The organism is Pseudomonas sp. IT-P171 (genome assembly GCF_949767765.1).
Classification (GTDB): domain Bacteria; phylum Pseudomonadota; class Gammaproteobacteria; order Pseudomonadales; family Pseudomonadaceae; genus Aquipseudomonas; species Aquipseudomonas fluorescens_B.
This window is the reverse complement of sequence record NZ_CATKQN010000057.1, coordinates 13,470-31,482: the sequence shown is the minus strand read 5'-3', so window position 1 is coordinate 31,482 and position 18,013 is coordinate 13,470. Positions and strand designations below refer to the sequence as shown.

Below are 18,013 nucleotides of genomic sequence, written 5' to 3'. Positions count from 1 at the left end.
GTTCTCTATTCGCATTTAGTTTGGCTCACGTACTTTTTGAGTGCATAAGGAGCCGAATCATGCGTAAAACAGTGATGTTTTGTATAGCGTCAATCCTTGCAGGCTGCGTGCAGCACGATGGACGTCTGAATGATTTTGCGTATGACGATAGAGACGCCATACCCAACGACATTCCCTTGCCCAAGCCGGGCGTCAATCAGCGACCCGTTGTAGGGGTCAAAAAGGTTCTGGTCAGCGTGGTTAACTGGCAAGGTGAAACCATTCTGGATACGCCTCTAACCCTAAAAGATACCCTTTCTACAGACCCAAATTCATTACGCACCTACATCCTGGCTGCGTCAGGCGGAAAGTTGACCCTGGAAGGCCAGGTAATCTCCTATACCTCTGGTCCTCGGCCGGAAGAATGTCAAAGCGGGGGGCCGTCTTATCCGATGGCATTGTCCATTGCAGAAGGAGAGAAAGCTGCGAGGGCACATGGGCTTGATCCGAAAAATTTCGATTATCTGATCAATGTCATTTCTTGTAGGGGGATGGCAAGTGCTTATGTACCTGGGAGGTACATGGGTGTTTACGGTCAAGGTAGCCCACATTTGTTCAAACATGAGTTCGGACATAACCTGGGATATTCCCATGGGTACACGTACTCCCGATGCCCGACAGACGGCGACACTGTGACAGCCCCAGCCAACTGCACCAGGAATGGGTATGGCGACACGGGAGATACGGTTTCAGGTGGAGCAACACTCTACCCTGCGAACAACCGCTGGTATTCCGGCTGGCTGGATAACAAGCAAGTTGCCGTGATCGAACGTACCGGCCTCTATCGCCTGGGTGTACTGGGTCAGGAAGGCCCGCAGTTGTACCTCATCAATCGTCCGGGGTTGGCGCCAACACAACTGGCTTTTGAATACCGCAAACCGACGCCTTTCGACAACTTTCCACCTTCTGACAATCGAGTCAACGGCGTCTGGGTGAGGTACACCAATATGGGAACGGCTGTTTTGAACACACAACTGGACGCCACACCGGAAACAGCTTCCACAGCTGATCCGACACTGTTAGGAAACAGAATTTTGAAAGATGAGGAGGCAAAAATCTCTGTCGGGTTTTGTTCACGTTCTGATCAAGGAGCGATCTTTGCCGTTGCGGTGAACGGAGAGGCACTGCCTGGTTGCTTCACGGCTTTACCGCCGCCCAACATTCAAAAACCTGTAGCGGGAGCGCCAGCCGCTCAAAACCCCATCGTTTTTTCAGGCACGGGTTCTCCCGGCGCCTGGATGGTCATTGGCTATAGAAAGTCTGGGGAAAGCAAGTGGAACGTGATCAACACCGTTGCAGACGCCACGGGAGTCTGGAGTTCAACACTAGCGCAATTACCAGCCAGCAAGTACGAGGGGCGCGTACAGCAAGTCATGGGCCTCAACCCATCGCCGTACAACTACGTCGACTTTGAAGTCGTCCCCTAGGTTGTTTTGCTCGTACGGGTAAATCAATGAACCAACGGTCCCCTTCAATCACTGTTGACCGAAGGGGAGCCCGTTATGCCGCTGTCTAGGGCTCCAGCTTCTGTGGGGTTTCCTGCCCCATGCAGCGCACGGCTTTTCTCTTGCTGTTGACCAACACACCGGTCAGGCCTTTCTGCTCGGTGTCGAACATGACCAGCACGCCATCGATGCACTGCGCCACTTGCGCCGCCGGCTCCAGGGAAACTTTGTAGTCTTCGCCCGGCACGGTCTTGAGCATTGTGAATTCGCTCAGCAGCAGCGCGTCCTCGGGTTTGGCGAAGTGCAGGTAGCCGTACCACCACAGGGCACCCACGGTGCCGAGGATGCTGCAGATACCGGTGATGATCAGCGGGATGGCGTTACGTTCTTCACTCATTGCGGGCTCTCTGGTGGTTCATCTTCTGAATTCGGGGGTGCCGGGTAATTGGGGATTTCACCCAGGCGGCGCAGACCGTTGAAATGCTGCGGGTCATCGAGGTATCGCAGCATGACCTTGCGCCAGACCGGGTCGGCGAACGTCTGCACATGACCGCCACGGGTCAGCTGCAGCACCCGCGGCGGTGGCGCAGCTTGATACAGACGGATGCCATTGGAAAGAGGCACGATCGGATCGTCGATGCTGTGGTAGATCAGTTTCGGCACGCCATTGAGCTGCTGCATGGAGTGGATCGCGCTGTCACCGTCCGGAACCAGCCACGACAGCGGCACCTGGAACGCCCAGGTCAGCCAGGAATTGCTGAGGGCGAACTGGCCGATGCTGCGATAACTGGCGGGCACCCCGTCGAGGACAAAGGCCTTGAGTTGTTTCTGGCGTTCGGGATGCTGAACCAGGTAGTGCACGGCCATTGAGCCACCGAGGCTTTGCCCGAGCAGGATCAGCGGTTTGCCTTTGACCTCCGGCGCCTGGTCGAGCCATTTGAACGCGGCGTCGATGTCCTGATAGATCGCCGGCAAACTCGGTTCACCTTCGGATAAACCGTAGCCGCGATAATCGATCAGCAGCACTTGATAGCCCTCTTCCGGCAACCACCAACTGCCGCCCAGATGCATGGGCAGATTGCCGCCGTTGCCGTGCAGGTGCAGCACCGTGCCTTTGACCTCGACGCCTTTTTTCGCCGGCAGCCACCAGCCATGCAGCTTGAGGCCGTCGGCGGTGGTGAGGGTCACGTCGCGGTATTCGAGTTTGGCTTTTTCCGGGGTGAACAACTGGCCGGGTTCGGGGTAGAACAGCAAGGAGCTGCAACCGCCGAGGGTCAGGAGAAGGCAAAGGATGCCGAGGATTCTCATCCGTTGAAACCTCGCGAAAATTTGGGTGGAAATACACCTTTCCCCTGTGTGCGAGCCTGCTCGCGATAGCGGTGTACAGGCAACATCAATGTTGAATGTCAGGCCGCTATCGCGAGCAGGCTCGCTCCCACAGTAGATTGCATTATCGTCACAAAATATTGGAGTAATCCGCTTCGATCCGGTCCAGGCTCAAGTGATTCAGGAAGTTGGAGAAGCACATCCACGCCGACAGCGCGTTCATGTCGCGGAACTGTTCCGGCAGATATTTGGGCGGCACCACCAATCCTTCATCGACCAACTGGCGCAAGGTGCGCATGTCCTCCAGCGTGGTCTTGCCGCAAAACAGCAGCGGCACTTGCTCAAGCTTGCCCTTGCGCACGGCCAACTGAATGTAGTTGTAAACCATGATAAAGCCCTTGAGGTAGGACAAGTCTTTGGTAAATGGCAGACCGTTCGGTACCGAACCACGGAAAACCCGACTGGCGTTGCCGTAGCTTTCCGCCATCTCAAAACCCTGTTCGCGGAAGAACTCGAAGATCTGCAGGAAGTCTGCGCCCTCCTCCACCATGTGAATGGCGCGGGTGCGGTTGGTCAGTTTGCGCAGACGGCTCGGGTAGGAGGCGAAGGTGATGATTTCCATCAGGATCGCCAGGCCTTCCTGGGTCACGGTCGACGACGGTGGCCCCTTGGACAGGAAGGTGCAGATCGGTTGGTTCAGACCGTTGAGCGTAGTGCCGACATGCACCAGCCCTTCATGGACTTCGAGGGCGCGTACGTCGCGCTCGTTGAACATCGCGTCAGTGCGGATCTTGATGTAGTCGGCGCCGGCCGCCGCATCGGCAACAATCCCGTCGGACTCGAACACCCGAATGGTTTCCTCGGCCTCGCCAAACACTTTGCTCAGCCGGGTTTGCAGCAAATGCACGGCATCCTTGGCGGTTAGGATCTTCGGTTCATCCTTCAGATCGCCCCGGCCATCGATGTTGTTCAGGTAATCGGAGAGCATCAGGCCCAGGTCGGACAGGGTCGGGTCCCCCGCGTGAAACGCATCGGACGCCGCGCCGTACAACTCTTGGGAAATCAGGCCGAAGTCCTCGGTGCCGCGTGCTTCGAGCATGCGCACCACCATCCGGTATTCCTTGCACATGCGCCGCATGATCTGGCCGACCGGGTTGAACTGGCCGAGCTGGCGGGTGATGTCACGCTCGATGTTCTGGAACTCCAGCTTCACTTTGCTGGAATCGAACGACAGCGGGCGATTGAGGTAGTAATCGCGGTCCACCGCCGGCATTTCCTTGCCCTTGCCCTTGAGGAAACCCTTGCGGATGCTTTCGTCCCACTTCACCGCATCCAGGACGCGAATCGGCGTCTGCGCCAGCACAATGCGATCGGACAACATGCGTATCGTCTGCTGGTAATCGTCCACCCGAAACTCCTGTAAGAAACCGTTATGTGCTGGGTTTATTTGGCTTTGGCCAGGCGCTGATAGCGCACGGCCTCGACGAAGACATCGGAGTTGGCCGGATCATCGAGGTAAGCGAAGACCTGATCCATGTCGGTGTTGATCAGCACGCCGTCGCCATCGTCCGTCTGAAAGCCCTCGCCGCTGAGAGCTTTCTGCCCCAGGGCCTGGTTGATCTGCTCGAGGTCGAGGTTGTAGACCACCAGTTCGTGCTTGTCGGTGAGTTCAAAACCGGCAATGGTGAAATGCCCGCCGAACTGCGCCGGCACTTTCGCCGACAGGTACCAGCGGCTGCCATGGCGCGAGACGGTGAAGGGATAGGCTTCGCGCTCCTTGGGTTTGGCCTTGAAGTAGCTGACCGCCTGATAGCGATTGTCGCCGATACGTGTCAGCTCCAGGTTCATCGGTTCGCCCCAGGCGTTGGTGCTGGTCCATTTGCCGAGTAATCCCTTGGGCGCAGGGTCGCTCGTGGGCAGTGGCTCCTTGAAAGTCACCAGGCAGCCACTGAGCAGCAGGAACGACAAGGCGATCACAACGACGCGCCAGGCTTTCATTCAACACTCCCTTTGAAACATACGCCGGCTTGATGCGGCCACCGAACCTGTGGAAGCGGGCACCACAATGGATCACACCGATGCCAATACCAAATGCATGTACCGCGTCAGGATGCCGAGCATTTCGGCTTCGGCGGCAGGCTCGGCTTCGTTGAGCAGCCCCTGATATTCCATCCGTCCGATAATCGCCGTCAACACTTTGGCATCTTGTTGGGGTTCACGGGAACCCAAAACCTGGAAAAGCTGACACGTGCCCTGCAGCAGAATTTGCTGGTGCGAGCGCACCAACTCCGCCAGGCGGGGGTTGAGCAACGCTTCCTGACGAAACGCTTGCTCGGCCATCAGGTGTTCGCGGCGGTTGATCAGTTGCCGATGGACATAGTCCGCCATCAACCGCGCAATATCATCCGCCAGTTGCGAGCGCGATTCGGCACTGCCGTCGCCGCTGACGACCATCTCGCGCAGAAGGCCTTCATTGTTGACCCACAACTTGGCCATGAACGCCGCGCTGCGCTCCACGTATTGGGCGAAGGTATCGGTGAGCAGGTCATCGATGTCCTTGAAATAGTAGGTGGTGGCCGACAATGGCACACCGGCTTCAGCGGCGACCGCACGGTGACGAACGGCCCGCACGCCATCGCGCACGACAATACGCATGGCGGCATCGAGAATGTCCTGTCGACGCTGCTCACTGCCCTGGCGGCTGGCCTTGCGGCCCTGGTACTGAACACTTTCAGCGACCGCAGTGGCGACACCCGCTGCACCTTCTTGAGCCATTGCGCGATTCACGGCAGGTATTCCTCTCTTACTTCAAAAGTAACCAATTGATACGTTTGTACCAGACAGGCAATAAAAAGCCGCCCATTTCAGGCGGCTTTTTAATTGAAACACTTACGCTTGCGGCCGCATGTGCGGGAACAGGATCACGTCGCGGATCGACGGGGAGTTGGTCAACAGCATCACCAGGCGGTCGATGCCGATCCCTTCACCCGCCGTTGGCGGCATGCCGTACTCCAACGCGCGAACGAAGTCAGCGTCGTAGTGCATGGCTTCGTCGTCGCCGGCGTCCTTGTCGGCCACCTGCGCCATGAAGCGCTCCGCCTGGTCTTCCGCGTCGTTCAACTCGGAGTAGGCGTTGGCGATTTCACGGCCGCCGATGAACAGCTCGAAACGGTCGGTGACGTTCGGGTTGTCATCGTTACGACGGGCCAGCGGCGACACTTCGAACGGGTACTGGGTAATGAAGTGCGGCTGCTCCAGCTTGTGCTCGACCAGCTCTTCGAAAATCATCACCTGCAGCTTGCCCAGGCCTTCGAAGCCCAGCACCTTGGCGCCGGCCTTCTTGGCGATGGCGCGGGCCTTTTCGATGTCGGTCAGGTCGTCAGCGGTCAGCTCAGGGTTGTACTTGAGGATCGAATCGAACACCGACAGACGCACGAACGGTTCGCCGAAGTGGAACACCTTGTCGCCGTACGGCACGTCGGTGCTGCCCAGCACCAGCTGCGCCAGCTCGCGGAACAGTTCTTCGGTCAGGTCCATGTTGTCTTCGTAGTCGGCGTACGCCTGGTAGAACTCCAACATGGTGAATTCAGGGTTGTGACGGGTCGAAACGCCTTCGTTGCGGAAGTTGCGGTTGATCTCGAACACTTTCTCGAAACCGCCAACCACCAGGCGCTTGAGGTACAGCTCAGGCGCGATACGCAGGAACATTTCCATGTCCAGCGCGTTGTGGTGCGTTTCGAACGGCTTGGCGGCCGCGCCACCCGGGATGGTTTGCAGCATCGGCGTTTCGACTTCGAGGAAGTCGCGCTTCATCAGGAAGCTGCGGATGTGCGCAATCACTTGCGAACGCACGCGGAAGGTCTGGCGTACGTCATCGTTGACGATCAGGTCAACGTAACGCTGGCGGTAGCGCTGTTCGGTGTCGGACAGGCCATGGTGCTTGTCGGGCAACGGGCGCAGGGATTTGGTCAGCAGGCGCACGCTGGTCATTTCAACGTACAGGTCGCCCTTGCCGGAACGGGCCAGGGTGCCTTCGGCGGCAATGATGTCGCCCAGGTCCCAGGTTTTCACCGCCGCCAGGGTTTCTTCGGACAGGGTTTTACGGTTGACGTAAACCTGGATGCGACCGGACATGTCCTGGATCACCATGAACGAGCCACGGTTGAGCATGATGCGACCGGCAACCTTGACCGGGATTGCAGCCTCTGCGAGCTCTTCCTTGGTCTTGTCCGCGTACTGTTTCTGCAAGTCTTCGCAGTAGTTGTCGCGGCGGAAGTCGTTCGGGAAGGCATTGCCCTTGGCGCGCTCGGCGGCAAGCTTTTCCTTGCGCAGAGCGATCAGGGAGTTTTCTTCCTGTTGCAGGGCTTGCGGGTCGAGTTCTAGGTCGCTCATGTCTTTAAAAATTCCATCACAGGTTCGTTGCCCCCGCCGATGACGGGGGACTTGAGGTCTTGACTGGCGGTTACAGCCCTTGTTTCAGGCTCGCCACCAGGTATTCGTCGATGTCGCCGTCGAGCACCTTGTCGCAATCGCTGCGTTCGATGTTAGTGCGCAAATCCTTGATTCGCGACGCATCGAGAACGTAGGAGCGGATCTGATGACCCCAGCCGATGTCCGACTTGGTCTCTTCCAGGGCTTGCGAGGCGGCATTGCGTTTCTGCACTTCCTGCTCGTACAAGCGCGCCCGCAACATTTTCATCGCGGTGTCTTTGTTGGCGTGCTGGGAGCGTTCGTTCTGGCAGCTGACCACGGTGTTGGTCGGTACGTGGGTAATCCGTACGGCCGAGTCGGTGGTGTTTACGTGCTGACCACCGGCACCGGAGGAGCGGTAGGTGTCGATGCGCAGGTCCGACGGGTTGATGTCGATTTCGATGTTGTCATCGATTTCCGGCGACACGAACACGGCCGAGAACGAGGTGTGACGGCGGTTGCCCGAGTCGTACGGGCTCTTGCGCACCAGACGGTGCACGCCGATTTCGGTACGCAGCCAGCCAAAGGCGTATTCGCCCTTGATGTGCACGGTGGCGCCCTTGATCCCGGCGACTTCACCGGCCGACAGTTCCATGATGGTCGCGTCGAAACCGCGTTTGTCAGCCCAGCGCAGGTACATGCGCAGCAGGATGTTGGCCCAGTCCTGGGCCTCGGTGCCGCCGGAGCCGGCCTGGATGTCCAGGTAGGCGTTGTTGGCGTCCATTTCACCGCTGAACATGCGACGGAATTCGAGTTTTTCCAGGGACTCGCGCAGACGCTCGACTTCGGCGGCGACGTCATCGACGGCGGCCTGGTCTTCTTCCTCTGCGGACATCAGCAGCAGGTCTTTGGCGTCGGCCAGGCCGGTGTGCATTTCGTCGAGGGTTTCGACGATCTGCGCCAGCAGGGACCGCTCGCGGCCCAGTTCCTGAGCGTACGACGGGTTGTTCCAGACAGACGGATCTTCAAGCTCGCGATTGACTTCAGTCAGACGCTCATGCTTTTGATCGTAGTCAAAGATACCCCCGAATAGTTTCGGAGCGCTCGGACAGGTCCTTGATACTGTTAAGGATCGGGTTGATTTCCATGGCGGGCAGCACTCGTTGGCGAACTTTTGAAAGCCGGCGAGTATAACGTAATCAGACTGTCTCGGCAGCCCGCCTGGCGGCTTTAGCGGCGATTGATTAAAGCGAACACCGAGCAACCTGTGGCGAGGGAGCTCGCTCCCGCTGGACTGCGCAACAGTCCCTTCGGTGAAAAAGGCCGCTGCGCGACCCGGCGGGAGCAAGCTCCCTCGCCACAGGGGGAATTTGCCAGGCGGAGATCCGGTCGCGGGTTACTCGATGCCGACCTGATTACGCCCATTGTTCTTCGCCAGGTACAGCCCCTTGTCCGCCGCCGAGATCAATTGCCGGCAATCGGCGCCCGGTTGTGGGGTCATGGTCGACAGGCCGATGCTGATGGTCAGGCTTGAGCCTTCGGTCGGTGAAATGTGCGGGATCTTCAGCGCGGCCACGGTCTGGCGCAGTTTCTCCGCGACCAGTCGCGCGCCCCCCGGCGTGGTGTTGGGCAGGACCAGCGCAAATTCTTCACCGCCATAACGGGCAGGCAAGTCCGAAGGCCGGGCGCTGGCGTCACGGATGGCTGTGGCGACCTTGCGCAAGGCTTCGTCGCCTTCGAGGTGGCCAAAGTTGTCGTTGTAGGACTTGAAGTAGTCCACATCGATCATCAGCAACGACAATTGGCTCTGATCACGCAACGAACGGCGCCACTCCAGCTCCAGGTACTCGTCGAAGTGACGACGGTTCGACAGCCCGGTCAGGCCGTCCGAGTTCATCAGGCGTTGCAGCACCAGGTTGGTGTCGAGCAATTGCTGCTGGCTGACCCGCAACGCGCGGTACGCCGCATCGCGTTGCAACAGGGTCATGTAGGAGCGCGAGTGATAGCGAATACGCGCCACCAGCTCGATGTTGTCCGGTAGTTTCACCAGATAATCATTGGCCCCGGCCGCGAATGCCGCGCTTTTGATCAGCGGGTCCTCCTTGGTCGACAGCACAATGATCGGAATATCCTTGGTGGCCGGGTGATTGCGGTATTCACGCACCAGGCTCAGGCCGTCGAGGCCGGGCATGACCAGATCCTGCAGGATCACGGTCGGCTTGATCCGGATTGCCTGGGCAATCGCCTGATGCGGATCGGCGCAGAAGTGGAAGTCGATGTTTTCTTCATTCGACAACCCGCGGCGAACCGCCTCGCCGATCATGGCCTGATCGTCCACCAACAACACCATCGCGGCGTTTTCGTCGGTTTTGAAGCCGTCGAGCTGTAAGTCAGTCATGTTCGGTCACCTGAATACTACCTGGACCAGGATTGCTGCTAAGCGTAGTCATTTGGCGAAAATCTCCAGCAATCGTGGCGCTATCTTGTCCAGCGGGCGAATCTCCACAGCCGCGTCGATGGCCGCTGCCGCTTTCGGCATGCCATAGACTGCGCTGCTTTGTTGGTCCTGAGCGATGGTCAGGTAGCCCTGTTGACGCATGAGTTTAAGCCCCTGCGCGCCATCGCGCCCCATCCCGGTCAACAAAACACCCACGGCATCGCCGTTCCAGTAACTGGCCACGCTCTCGAAAAACACATCGATCGAGGGCCGATAGATCTCGTTGACCGGCTCGGCGGTGTACGCCAGCGTGCCGTTTTTCAGCAGGCGAATATGGTGGTTGGTGCCGGCCAGCAACACGGTGCCCGGCTGCGGCGGCTCCCCCTCCTGGGCCAGGCGCACGTTAAGGCCGCTGGCACTGCTGAGCCATTCGGCCATGCCGGCGGCGAACACCTGGTCGACATGCTGGACCAGCACAATGGCCGCCGTAAAATCTCGCGGCAGGCCCTTTAGCAGCACTTCCAGCGCCGCAGGGCCGCCCGCGGACGAACCGATGGCGATCAATTTCTGTCGGGAGCCCGAGTGGCGCAACGGACTCGGCGCGGGTCGCACCTGATTACCCTTGCCGCCGATCAGCCAGCTGATGTTCAGGATCTTGCGCAGTAGCGGCGCCGCGGCTTCCTGGGCATTGCCGGCACCGATCGCGGGCGTATCCACCACATCCAGCGCCCCATGCCCCATGGCCTCGAACACCCGATGCACGTTCTGCTGGCGGTCGACCGTGACAATCACAATGGCGCACGGCGTCTCCGCCATGATCCGTCGGGTCGCCTCGACGCCGTCCATCACCGGCATGATCAGGTCCATCAGGATCAGGTCCGGGGTGTTTTCCACGCAACGTTGCACCGCTTCGGCCCCATTGCCGGCGACCCAGATCACCTCGTGCGCTGGCTCAAACGCCAAAGCGCGGCGCAAAGCCTCTACCGCCATGGGCATGTCGTTGACGATTGCGATTTTCATGCCCGCGCTCCTCCGATGAGCTCAACCACTGCATCAAGCAGGGCGTCGTCATGAAAACTGGCTTTGGCTAGATAATAGTCGGCCCCGGCGTCCAGTCCACGACGACGGTCTTCTTCACGGTCCTTGTAGGACACCACCATAACCGGCAGCGATTGCAATCGATTGTCCCGGCGCAATAAAGACACCAGTTCGATGCCATCCATGCGCGGCATGTCGATATCGGTAATCAGCAGATCGAAATCCTCCGAACGCAGGGCGTTCCAGCCATCCATGCCATCCACCGCCACGGCCACGTCGTAGCCGCGATTGACCAACAATTTGCGCTGCAACTCGCGAACGGTCAGCGAATCGTCGACCACCAGCACCCGTTTGCGCGCCGCTTCGGGCGCCTGATTACTGTGGCGGGCAATACGTTCCAGGCGACCGGTATTGAGCAGTTTATCCACGGACCGCAGCATGTCTTCGACGTCGACAATCAGCACCACCGAACCGTCGTCGAGCAAGGCGCCGGCAGAAATGTCCTGCACCTTGCCCAGACGTTCGTCCAGCGGCAAAACCACCAGCGTGCGCTCGCCGATGAACCGCTCGACCGCGACGCCGTAGATCGCATCGCGCTCGCGGATCACCACGACCTTGAGCGTTTGGTGACTGTTCTGATTTGCCGGGCGCTGGAGCAATTGGCTTGCGGCGACCAATCCGACGTGCCGGCCTTCGTACCAGAAGTGCTGACGGCCTTCGACCTGCACGATGTCCGCCGGTTCCAGATCGCACATGCGCTCGATGTGAGCCAGCGGAAACGCATACGCCTCGTCGCCGACTTCCACCACCAGACTGCGCACCACCGACAGCGTCAGCGGCACTTCGAGGTGGAAACGGCTGCCCTCGCCCGCCGCCTGCTCCAGCACCACCGCGCCGCGCAACTGACGAACCATGTGCTGAACCGCGTCCAGCCCGACGCCGCGCCCAGACACTTCGGTGACCTTGTCCCGCAGACTGAACCCCGGCAGGAACAGAAACGTCAGCAGTTCCTCTTCGCTCAACTGCGCGGCGGTTTCCGGCGGAGACAACTGACGCTCGATGATGCTGCGGCGGACCTTTTCCAGATCGACGCCGTTGCCGTCATCGCTCAATTCCAGTACCAGCAGACCGGCCTGATGGGACGCGCGCAGGCGGATCAAACCTTCTTCAGGTTTGCCGGCCAGCAACCGTTGCCCCGGGGATTCAATGCCGTGATCGACGGCGTTGCGCAGCAGGTGCGTCAGCGGCGCTTCGAGTTTTTCCAGAACGTCGCGGTCGACCTGGGTTTTCTCGCCCTCGATCTCCAGACGTACCTGTTTGCCAAGGCTGCGACCCAGGTCACGGACCATGCGCACCTGGCCGGTCAGCACATCGGCAAACGGCCGCATGCGACAGGCCAGCGCCGTGTCGTACAACACCTGCGCCCGTTGACTGGCCTGCCAGGCGAACTCATCCAGTTCGGCGTTTTTTTCCACCAGCAATTGCTGGGATTCCGCCAGCAACCGCCGAGCATCTTCGAGGGCTTCCCGGGCCTCCAGGCTCAAGGCCTGCTCCTTGAGGTGGACGTTGAGGTTTTCCAGTGCCCGCAGGCCGTTGTTCTGCAGGCGTTTCAAACGCTGCATGGTGGCCAGGTGCGGTTTGAGCCGCAGGGTTTCCACCAGGGATTTACTCGACAGGTCGAGCAGGCTGTTCAAGCGTTCGGCCGTGACCCGCAAGACACGCTCGCCGTTTTCGGTGGTGCGCTTGGTGTTACGCGGTGGGACGGGTTCGGCTGGCACCTCCGGCGCTTCGGGCGCGGCGATGACTGGCTCGATTTCTGGAGTCAACCGTTCGAGGGATGGGACTTCCGGACCGGTCATGAATGGCGCAATCGGCGTGCTGATCGGCGCGGCAAGTGCCAGCGGATCCAGCAGACGCCCCATCAAGCCCACATAACTATCGATGTCCGCCGGCGTTGGCCCGTTGTTCGGCGTAGCGATGCGCATCAACAAATCGGTGCCCTGCAGCAAGGCATCAATGTGCTCGGGGCGCAGATACAATCGGCCTTCCTGGGCACTGACCAGGCAATCTTCCATCACATGGGCAACGCTGACCCCGGCATCGACCCCGACAATCCGCGCCGCGCCCTTGAGCGAGTGGGCCGCACGCATGCACGACTCGAGGTGCACCGCCTGGGTCGGATCGCGTTCAAGCGCCAGCAGACCCGCGCTCAACACCTGGGTCTGGGCTTCGGCTTCCAGGCTGAACAGTTCCAGCAACGAGGCGTCGCGCATTTGCTCGGGGGTCATGTGAGGCTCCGGGTCACGGCGGACAGCAACTGTTCTTCATCCAGCCAGCGCAGGCTGCGACCTTTGAATTGCAACACGCCACGGGTGTATTTGGCGCTCGCCTGGCTACCGGAGAGGGACGCCGCGTCGAGGGTGCGTTCGTCGATGGCATGGATGCCGTCGACTTCATCCACCGGCACCACCACCGGCCCCCCGTGGGCGGCAATGATCAACATGCGCGGCATCACGCGCGCGCCTGAAGCCACGCTGCTGGTGGCGTCCAGCCCCAGCAGCTCCACCAGCGAAAGGCACGCCACCAGCGCGCCGCGCACGTTCGCCACGCCAAGCAAGGCCCGGGAGCGCTGGTGCGGCAGGGAATGGATGGCTTGCAGCGGCGCCACTTCCACCAGGCTGCGGGTGGCCAGGCCCAGCCATTCTTCACCGAGGCGGAACATCAACAGCGAGCGGGTTTTCACATCGCTTTCGACCGCGACCGAGACTTGCCCGCAGTCATCCTGCTGCAACGCGTAGCGGTCAAGCAAACGCGTGGCGGCGGCCGAATACACCGCGCAGTTGCGGCAGTGAATATGGTCGATCAGCAGCGGGCAGGACTTGTCGCCGTGGATACCGATGCGGTTCCAGCAATCGTCGATGGCCTGGGCATCTTCATGGGTGAGGCTAAAGGTGTCGGCGGTCATCGTTTGCGCTCACTGTCTACGCGCTCGCTGCGGGCGGCGCGGTCCTGCAATCGTCGGGCGCCCGCCGTGTCGCCCTGGGATTGCAGCAAGGCCGCCAGGTGCATCAACGCGTCGGGATGTTGCGGTTCGAGGTACAACGCCTTGCGATAGAAACCCTGGGCTTCGAAAGCACTGCCGGCAACATCGCTGAGCAGGCCGAGCCAGTAAAACACCTGGGCCACCGGTTCATGGCTGCGCAAATAGCGTTCGCACGCGGCGCGAGCTTCGGCGCTTTTGCCTTCGTTGGCCAGTGCGGCGATGTTGGCCAGCAACGTGGCGGCGTCCGGGTTGACGGCTTTCACCACCAACGGCAGCGGCGTCACGGTTGCGAAAGGCCGGTTGCGAACGGGCGGCGGCGTCACGCTGCGCACCGGCTGGCGCGCCGGCAGCCGTGTCGGCACAAAGGCTGGAACAGGTTCAGGCGCCGGGGCGCTCTGGCGACTGAACGCGAAAGACTGCGCAATGCCAATCGAGCGCATGCCAAAGCGCCCCAGCAAACTGCCCTCGGCCGGGCCGATAAACAGCACACCATCGACATGGGTCAGGCGCTTGAGCACTTCGAAGACTTGTTGTTGAGTCGGCTGATCGAAATAGATCAGCAGGTTGCGGCAGAACACGTAGTCATACGGTGGTTCGTTGGCCAGCAACTCCGGATCCAGCAGATTGCCGACCTGCAAACGCACCTGTTCCAGGACTCGCTCGCTGAGGCGATAGCCATCGTCCGCAACGCTGAAATGCCGTTCGCGGAAAGCAAGGTCCTGGCCACGAAACGAGTTCTTGCCGTACAGCGCGCGCCTGGCTTTTTCCACCGACAGCGGGCTGACGTCCATGCCTTCGACTTTGAACTGGTGTGGCTTGAATCCGGCATCCAGTAACGCCATGGCAATGGAATAGGGTTCTTCGCCAGTGGAACACGGCAGGCTGAGGATTCGCAGCGCACGCATGTGGTTGATGTCGGCCAGGCGTTTGGTCGCCAGTTTCGCCAGGGTGGCAAAGGATTCCGGGTAACGGAAAAACCAGGTTTCGGGAACGATCACCGCTTCGATCAGCGCTTGCTGCTCATCCAGCGAGCTCTGCAAGGTGTGCCAATACTCATCGGCCGTCTGCGACCGCGATGCAGTGCTGCGCTGGCGCACGGCACGCTCGATGATCGCCGGGCCCACCGAGGTTACGTCGAGGCCGATGCGTTCCTTGAGAAAATCGAAAAACCGCTGGTCGCTGCTCATGGCCGCTCCTCAAACAACGCCGGATCCAGTGGCGGTGACGGAAACAGCAATGCGCGAACCTGTTCATCCAGCAGGTCGGCGACACGCACCCATTGCAGCAAACCTTGCGCATCTTCGCGAACAGGTCCGAGGTAAGGCGCCTGGCGATTGTCGAGGCCATAAGGCTGGAAATCCGCCGGGTTGCAGCGCAGCGTGTCGGTCGCCTGTTCCAGGATCAGCCCGAGCAACTGCGCGTCAACGGTTTCGTCCGGGCGGTAATTGACCAGCACCAGGCGCGTGCTGGTGCGGGCCTGAGCCGGCAAACCGAACGTCAGCGCACTGAGGTCGATGACCGGCACCACCGCGCCGCGATAGGCGAACACTCCGGCGACCCAGTCCGGTGCGCGGGGAATCGGCTTCAACGGCAGACGCGGCAGCACTTCCGCCACCTCGATCGCTTGCAGGGCATAGCGTTCGCTGCCGATGCGAAACAGCAGAAACAACGCCTGCATCGCCGGTTTCACGGCGGTGCGTTTGGCCGTGAGTTCGCTCATCAGACTTTGAATCGCGAAACGCCGCTACGCAGCCCGACGGCCACCTGGCTCAGTTCGTCGATGGCAAAACTGGCCTGGCGCAGGGACTCGACGGTCTGGCTGCTGGCATCGCCCAACTGCACCAGCGCGTGGTTGATCTGTTCGGCACCGGTGGCCTGGGCCTGCATGCCTTCATTGACCATCAACACCCGCGGCGCCAGCGCCTGAACCTGATGGATGATCTGCGACAGCTGTTCGCCGACCTGCTGCACCTCGGACATACCGCGGCGCACTTCTTCGGAAAACTTGTCCATGCCCATGACCCCCGCCGACACCGCCGACTGGATCTCGCGCACCATCTGTTCGATGTCGTAAGTGGCCACGGCGGTCTGGTCCGCCAGACGCCGCACTTCGGTGGCGACCACGGCAAACCCGCGGCCGTATTCACCGGCCTTCTCGGCTTCAATGGCCGCGTTCAAGGAAAGAAGGTTGGTCTGGTCGGCGACCTTGACGATGGTCACCACCACCTGATTGATGTTGCCGGCCTTTTCGTTGAGGATCGCCAGTTTGGCGTTGACCAGATCGGCTGCGCCCATCACCGAATGCATGGTTTCTTCCATCCGCGCCAGGCCCTGCTGTCCGGAACCGGCAGCCACCGAGGCCTGATCGGCAGCGGTGGACACTTCGGTCATGGTGCGTACCAGATCCCGCGAGGTGGCGGCGATTTCACGGGATGTCGCGCCGATTTCCGTGGTGGTGGCGGCGGTTTCCGTAGCGGTGGCTTGTTGTTGCTTGGAGGTGGCGGCGATCTCGGTGACCGACGTGGTGACCTGCACCGACGAGCGTTGAGCCTGGGACACCAGCGACGTCAGCTCGGTCATCATGTCGTTGAAGCCGGTTTCCACGGCGCCGAATTCGTCCTTGCGCTCCAGGTTCAAGCGGCTGCTGAGGTCGCCGGTGCGCATAATTTCGAGGATCTGCACGATGCGGTTCATCGGCGCCATGATCGCGCGCATCAGCAACAGACCGCAGAGGCCGGCGGCCAATATCGCCACCAGCAGGGAGATGCCCATGATGACTTTCGCGGTGATCACGGCATCATCGATGTTCGCAACATCAACATCTGCCACTGCTTTGTTTTCGCGAATGATGTCGTTGAGCTTCATGCGACCTGCGGTCCAGGCCGGGGTCAGCTGCTCGTTGAACATCTTGATGGCTTCGACCTCCTGATTACGCTTGTGCAGGTCGTGCACTGCGGCCAGGACTTTGTGGTAGTTCTCATGGAGCTTTTCGAAGACGGCGTACTCGACCTTGTCTTCATCGGTCGTCACGGTTTCCTGATATCGGGCCATCTGCTCCTGCAGGTGCGCTTGATAGGTTTTGGATTTTTCGGCCTCTTCAGCGCTAAAACCCTGCCCTTCTTTCAAGCCGAGCATTTCCTGGGTTTGCAGGTAAGTGTCTACCCAGGCGCTACGCACCATTGAGCTGTAATACAAACCGGGCAACGCGTCGTCGCGAACGCTGGCTTCGCTCGCTTCAATCTTCAGCAACCGCGAATACGAGACGACGACCATCAGCAGCATGATGGCGATAATCACCGCAAAGCTCGCCAAAATGCGTTGGCGCAACGTCCAGTTCTTCACAGTCAGTCCTCGGGGCCATTTCAAATGCCGGGGAGTATAGCCGAGGGCGGTGTTTCATTTATAAGACGGATGCGTGGCGCTTCTCATCTCGAGGAAAAACGTTGGCGGTGGCTTTGAATGAAGTGACGCGCCTGGTGACGCCATCGCGGGCTAGGTCTGGGCGGCATTCCGACGATGGCGATCTTGAGCCTTAAAGGGCAGCCTGGCGTACCTGCTTTTCCAGCTCGGCCTTCAAACCCGGCTCCAGCTTCAGCTGCCGAGCGAGTTCATCCAGGTAGGACTTCTCCATGAAGTTCTCTTCGTCCACCAGCATCACGCTGGCGATGTACATCTCGGCGGCCATTTCCGGGGTGCTGGCGGCGCGCGCCACATCGGTTGGATCGAGCGGCTTGTTGAGCTCGGCGTGCAGCCAGTGTTGCAGCTCCTGATCGTTGTCGAGCTTGGTGAACTCGCCTTCGATCAACGCGCGCTCGCGCTCATCGACATGACCATCAGCCTTGGCCGCGGCCACCAGCGCCTTGAGGATCGCCTGACTGTGTTGCTCGACCTGGGCGGCCGGAACCCGGTCCACCGTTTGCGGTTCGCCCCGAGGTGCAGCGCCCTGCTGGGCCTGCCAGTTACCGTAAGCCTTGTAGGCAATGACGCCCAGCGCTGCGAGGCCGCCGTAAATGGCGACTTTGCCGCCGACTTTGCGAACCTTTTTGTTGCCGATCAACAGCCCCATGGCGCCCGCCGCCAGTGCACCTCCACCGGCGCCCGAGAGCAAACTGCCAAGGCCGCCCGAGCCACCGCTGCCGCCGAGCAGCCCACCCAGGCCGCCGCTGGAAGCCTTGTTCTGTGCACCACCCGCCTTGTTCTGCAGCAGGTCCTGGCCGGACTTGAGTAGTTGATCGAGCAATCCACGGGTAATCATTTTTGCCACCTCCACGAAAG

16 protein-coding genes are annotated in these 18,013 nt (G+C 60.3%); 1 reads left to right on the top strand and 15 read right to left on the bottom strand.

Annotation, left to right across the window (positions count from 1 at the left end):
- Positions 1-59 precede the first annotated feature (59 nt).
- Positions 60-1,466 (top strand): transposase, encoded by a 1,407-nt coding sequence (locus tag ACM6I5_RS24405; protein ID WP_414879486.1) that lies wholly within the window; start codon positions 60-62, stop codon positions 1,464-1,466.
- 85 nt (positions 1,467-1,551) lie between these two features.
- Here ACM6I5_RS24405 and ACM6I5_RS24400 read toward each other — a convergent pair whose 3' ends face one another.
- The 15 genes from ACM6I5_RS24400 to ACM6I5_RS24330 all read right to left on the bottom strand — a co-directional run bounded on the left by ACM6I5_RS24400 (position 1,552) and on the right by ACM6I5_RS24330 (position 17,993).
- Positions 1,552-1,881 (bottom strand): hypothetical protein, encoded by a 330-nt coding sequence (locus tag ACM6I5_RS24400; protein WP_414884855.1) that lies wholly within the window; start codon positions 1,879-1,881, stop codon positions 1,552-1,554.
- The gene (locus ACM6I5_RS24395) at positions 1,878-2,792 is read right to left on the bottom strand and encodes an alpha/beta hydrolase (protein ID WP_414884854.1); all 915 of its coding nucleotides are present in this window, start codon (positions 2,790-2,792) and stop codon (positions 1,878-1,880) included. Before ACM6I5_RS24395 ends, ACM6I5_RS24400 begins: the two co-directional genes overlap by 4 nt.
- A gap of 148 nt (positions 2,793-2,940) precedes the next feature.
- Positions 2,941-4,191 carry a flavohemoglobin expression-modulating QEGLA motif protein gene (locus tag ACM6I5_RS24390; protein ID WP_193393018.1) on the bottom strand — a complete coding sequence of 417 codons (1,251 nt, stop codon included), beginning with the start codon at positions 4,189-4,191 and terminating at the stop codon, positions 2,941-2,943.
- Positions 4,192-4,253: 62 nt separating this feature from the next.
- Positions 4,254-4,808: a hypothetical protein gene (locus ACM6I5_RS24385; RefSeq protein ID WP_017336664.1), complete on the bottom strand. Its 555-nt coding sequence runs from the start codon at positions 4,806-4,808 to the stop codon at positions 4,254-4,256.
- Positions 4,809-4,880: 72 nt separating this feature from the next.
- Positions 4,881-5,597, bottom strand: coding sequence for a TetR/AcrR family transcriptional regulator (locus ACM6I5_RS24380; protein ID WP_031318424.1), 717 nt, complete (start codon positions 5,595-5,597; stop codon positions 4,881-4,883).
- Between the two features lie 102 nt (positions 5,598-5,699).
- Positions 5,700-7,202, bottom strand: a complete 1,503-nt coding sequence (lysS, locus tag ACM6I5_RS24375) for a lysine--tRNA ligase (RefSeq protein ID WP_017336662.1) — start codon at positions 7,200-7,202, stop codon at positions 5,700-5,702.
- Positions 7,203-7,272: 70 nt separating this feature from the next.
- A protein-coding gene (gene prfB / locus ACM6I5_RS24370; protein ID WP_139272976.1) for a peptide chain release factor 2 occupies positions 7,273-8,368 on the bottom strand; the annotation gives its coding sequence in 2 pieces (ribosomal slippage) (positions 7,273-8,295 and positions 8,297-8,368; 1,095 coding nt in all).
- Positions 8,369-8,616: 248 nt separating this feature from the next.
- The gene (locus ACM6I5_RS24365) at positions 8,617-9,618 is read right to left on the bottom strand and encodes a response regulator (protein ID WP_017336659.1); all 1,002 of its coding nucleotides are present in this window, start codon (positions 9,616-9,618) and stop codon (positions 8,617-8,619) included.
- A gap of 48 nt (positions 9,619-9,666) precedes the next feature.
- Positions 9,667-10,677, bottom strand: coding sequence for a chemotaxis response regulator protein-glutamate methylesterase (locus ACM6I5_RS24360; protein WP_017336658.1), 1,011 nt, complete (start codon positions 10,675-10,677; stop codon positions 9,667-9,669).
- A complete protein-coding gene (locus ACM6I5_RS24355) occupies positions 10,674-12,983 on the bottom strand; it encodes a hybrid sensor histidine kinase/response regulator (RefSeq protein WP_414884853.1) in 2,310 nt (769 codons plus the stop codon). Before ACM6I5_RS24355 ends, ACM6I5_RS24360 begins: the two co-directional genes overlap by 4 nt.
- A complete protein-coding gene (locus tag ACM6I5_RS24350; protein WP_017336656.1) occupies positions 12,980-13,660 on the bottom strand; it encodes a chemotaxis protein CheW in 681 nt (226 codons plus the stop codon). Before ACM6I5_RS24350 ends, ACM6I5_RS24355 begins: the two co-directional genes overlap by 4 nt.
- A complete protein-coding gene (locus ACM6I5_RS24345) occupies positions 13,657-14,925 on the bottom strand; it encodes a CheR family methyltransferase (RefSeq protein WP_414884852.1) in 1,269 nt (422 codons plus the stop codon). Before ACM6I5_RS24345 ends, ACM6I5_RS24350 begins: the two co-directional genes overlap by 4 nt.
- Positions 14,922-15,458, bottom strand: a complete 537-nt coding sequence (locus tag ACM6I5_RS24340; protein WP_017336654.1) for a chemotaxis protein CheW — start codon at positions 15,456-15,458, stop codon at positions 14,922-14,924. Before ACM6I5_RS24340 ends, ACM6I5_RS24345 begins: the two co-directional genes overlap by 4 nt.
- Complete coding sequence (locus ACM6I5_RS24335) at positions 15,458-17,080, bottom strand: methyl-accepting chemotaxis protein (protein ID WP_017336653.1); 1,623 nt, start codon at positions 17,078-17,080, stop codon at positions 15,458-15,460. Before ACM6I5_RS24335 ends, ACM6I5_RS24340 begins: the two co-directional genes overlap by 1 nt.
- Before the next feature lie 190 nt (positions 17,081-17,270).
- Positions 17,271-17,993 carry a tellurite resistance TerB family protein gene (locus tag ACM6I5_RS24330; RefSeq protein WP_017336652.1) on the bottom strand — a complete coding sequence of 241 codons (723 nt, stop codon included), beginning with the start codon at positions 17,991-17,993 and terminating at the stop codon, positions 17,271-17,273.
- Positions 17,994-18,013 lie beyond the last annotated feature (20 nt).

Excerpts from the sequence above, each read along its gene's own strand:
- ACM6I5_RS24390 (WP_193393018.1), bottom strand. The coding sequence starts at position 4,191 with ATGTTGTCCGATCGCATTGTGCTGGCGCAGACGCCGATTCGCGTCCTG.
- lysS (WP_017336662.1), bottom strand. The coding sequence starts at position 7,202 with ATGAGCGACCTAGAACTCGACCCGCAAGCCCTGCAACAGGAAGAAAAC.
- ACM6I5_RS24330 (WP_017336652.1), bottom strand. The coding sequence starts at position 17,993 with ATGATTACCCGTGGATTGCTCGATCAACTACTCAAGTCCGGCCAGGAC.
- ACM6I5_RS24365 (WP_017336659.1), bottom strand. The coding sequence starts at position 9,618 with ATGACTGACTTACAGCTCGACGGCTTCAAAACCGACGAAAACGCCGCG.
- ACM6I5_RS24385 (WP_017336664.1), bottom strand. The coding sequence starts at position 4,808 with ATGAAAGCCTGGCGCGTCGTTGTGATCGCCTTGTCGTTCCTGCTGCTC.
- ACM6I5_RS24360 (WP_017336658.1), bottom strand. The coding sequence starts at position 10,677 with ATGAAAATCGCAATCGTCAACGACATGCCCATGGCGGTAGAGGCTTTG.
- ACM6I5_RS24400 (WP_414884855.1), bottom strand. The coding sequence starts at position 1,881 with ATGAGTGAAGAACGTAACGCCATCCCGCTGATCATCACCGGTATCTGC.
- ACM6I5_RS24405 (WP_414879486.1), top strand. The coding sequence starts at position 60 with ATGCGTAAAACAGTGATGTTTTGTATAGCGTCAATCCTTGCAGGCTGC.
- ACM6I5_RS24355 (WP_414884853.1), bottom strand. The coding sequence starts at position 12,983 with ATGACCCCCGAGCAAATGCGCGACGCCTCGTTGCTGGAACTGTTCAGC.
- ACM6I5_RS24350 (WP_017336656.1), bottom strand. The coding sequence starts at position 13,660 with ATGACCGCCGACACCTTTAGCCTCACCCATGAAGATGCCCAGGCCATC.
- ACM6I5_RS24395 (WP_414884854.1), bottom strand. The coding sequence starts at position 2,792 with ATGAGAATCCTCGGCATCCTTTGCCTTCTCCTGACCCTCGGCGGTTGC.
- ACM6I5_RS24340 (WP_017336654.1), bottom strand. The coding sequence starts at position 15,458 with ATGAGCGAACTCACGGCCAAACGCACCGCCGTGAAACCGGCGATGCAG.
- ACM6I5_RS24345 (WP_414884852.1), bottom strand. The coding sequence starts at position 14,925 with ATGAGCAGCGACCAGCGGTTTTTCGATTTTCTCAAGGAACGCATCGGC.